A 2,500-nucleotide genomic window follows, 5' to 3' on the forward strand; every position below is an offset into this window, starting at 1 on the left:
AAACCCCATCTGCTTGCGCAAATGGGGTTTCGGAATTTAATCTTGACGATGACCTACTCTCACATGGGGAAACCCCACACTACCATCGGCGATGCATCGTTTCACTGCTGAGTTCGGGATGGGATCAGGTGGTTCCAACGCTCTATGGTCGTCAAGAAATTCGGGTACTGATTCGTTCTCTCGAACGCTTCAGCAAATCGGGTATGTGATCAAGGTGCAGCTTGTGTGTTCGCAAACTTTCGTCTTCATGCGTCTTCACACACCGCAACCTGCTGTCTTTCTGCAGATTGCTTGGGTGTTATATGGTCAAGCCTCACGGGCAATTAGTATTGGTTAGCTCAACGCCTCACAGCGCTTACACACCCAACCTATCAACGTCGTAGTCTTCGACGGCCCTTCAGGGAACTCAAGGTTCCAGTGAGATCTCATCTTGAGGCAAGTTTCCCGCTTAGATGCTTTCAGCGGTTATCTTTTCCGAACATAGCTACCCGGCAATGCCACTGGCGTGACAACCGGAACACCAGAGGTTCGTCCACTCCGGTCCTCTCGTACTAGGAGCAGCCCCTCTCAAATCTCAAACGTCCACGGCAGATAGGGACCGAACTGTCTCACGACGTTCTAAACCCAGCTCGCGTACCACTTTAAATGGCGAACAGCCATACCCTTGGGACCGGCTTCAGCCCCAGGATGTGATGAGCCGACATCGAGGTGCCAAACACCGCCGTCGATATGAACTCTTGGGCGGTATCAGCCTGTTATCCCCGGAGTACCTTTTATCCGTTGAGCGATGGCCCTTCCATACAGAACCACCGGATCACTAAGACCTACTTTCGTACCTGCTCGACGTGTCTGTCTCGCAGTCAAGCGCGCTTTTGCCTTTATACTCTACGACCGATTTCCGACCGGTCTGAGCGCACCTTCGTACTCCTCCGTTACTCTTTAGGAGGAGACCGCCCCAGTCAAACTACCCACCATACACTGTCCTCGATCCGGATAACGGACCTGAGTTAGAACCTCAAAGTTGCCAGGGTGGTATTTCAAGGTTGGCTCCACGCAGACTGGCGTCCACGCTTCAAAGCCTCCCACCTATCCTACACAAGCAAATTCAAAGTCCAGTGCAAAGCTATAGTAAAGGTTCACGGGGTCTTTCCGTCTAGCCGCGGATACACTGCATCTTCACAGCGATTTCAATTTCACTGAGTCTCGGGTGGAGACAGCGCCGCCATCGTTACGCCATTCGTGCAGGTCGGAACTTACCCGACAAGGAATTTCGCTACCTTAGGACCGTTATAGTTACGGCCGCCGTTTACCGGGGCTTCGATCAAGAGCTTCGCGTTAGCTAACCCCATCAATTAACCTTCCGGCACCGGGCAGGCGTCACACCCTATACGTCCACTTTCGTGTTTGCAGAGTGCTGTGTTTTTAATAAACAGTCGCAGCGGCCTGGTATCTTCGACCGGCATGAGCTTACGGAGCAAGTCCTTCACCCTCACCGGCGCACCTTCTCCCGAAGTTACGGTGCCATTTTGCCTAGTTCCTTCACCCGAGTTCTCTCAAGCGCCTTGGTATTCTCTACCCAACCACCTGTGTCGGTTTGGGGTACGGTTCCTGGTTACCTGAAGCTTAGAAGCTTTTCTTGGAAGCATGGCATCAACCACTTCGTGTTCTAAAGAACACTCGTCATCAGCTCTCGGCCTTGAAATCCCGGATTTACCTAAGATTTCAGCCTACCACCTTAAACCTGGACAACCAACGCCAGGCTGGCCTAGCCTTCTCCGTCCCTCCATCGCAATAACCAGAAGTACAGGAATATTAACCTGTTTTCCATCGACTACGCTTTTCAGCCTCGCCTTAGGGACCGACTAACCCTGCGTCGATTAACGTTGCGCAGGAAACCTTGGTCTTTCGGCGTGGGTGTTTTTCACACCCATTGTCGTTACTCATGTCAGCATTCGCACTTCTGATACCTCCAGCAAGCTTCTCAACTCACCTTCACAGGCTTACAGAACGCTCCTCTACCGCATCACTTGCGTGATACCCGTAGCTTCGGTGCATGGTTTGAGCCCCGTTACATCTTCCGCGCAGGCCGACTCGACTAGTGAGCTATTACGCTTTCTTTAAAGGGTGGCTGCTTCTAAGCCAACCTCCTAGCTGTCTAAGCCTTCCCACATCGTTTCCCACTTAACCATGACTTTGGGACCTTAGCTGACGGTCTGGGTTGTTTCCCTTTTCACGACGGACGTTAGCACCCGCCGTGTGTCTCCCATGCTCGGCACTTGTAGGTATTCGGAGTTTGCATCGGTTTGGTAAGTCGGGATGACCCCCTAGCCGAAACAGTGCTCTACCCCCTACAGTGATACATGAGGCGCTACCTAAATAGCTTTCGAGGAGAACCAGCTATCTCCGAGCTTGATTAGCCTTTCACTCCGATCCACAGGTCATCCGCTAACTTTTCAACGGTAGTCGGTTCGGTCCTCCAGTTAGTGTTACCCAACCTTCA

The 2,500-nt window shown here is 52.2% G+C and carries 2 rRNA genes (1 of these 2 cut by a window edge); both read right to left on the reverse strand.

Going from position 1 to position 2,500, the window contains the following annotated elements:
* Positions 1-40 precede the first annotated feature (40 nt).
* A 5S ribosomal RNA gene (gene rrf / locus JN403_RS00005) occupies positions 41-156 on the reverse strand.
* A 146-nt stretch (positions 157-302) separates the two neighbouring features.
* Positions 303-2,500 (reverse strand): 23S ribosomal RNA (locus JN403_RS00010); it runs 693 nt beyond the window's last position.

The organism is Pseudomonas sp. 15A4, assembly GCF_016925575.1.
Classification (GTDB): domain Bacteria; phylum Pseudomonadota; class Gammaproteobacteria; order Pseudomonadales; family Pseudomonadaceae; genus Aquipseudomonas.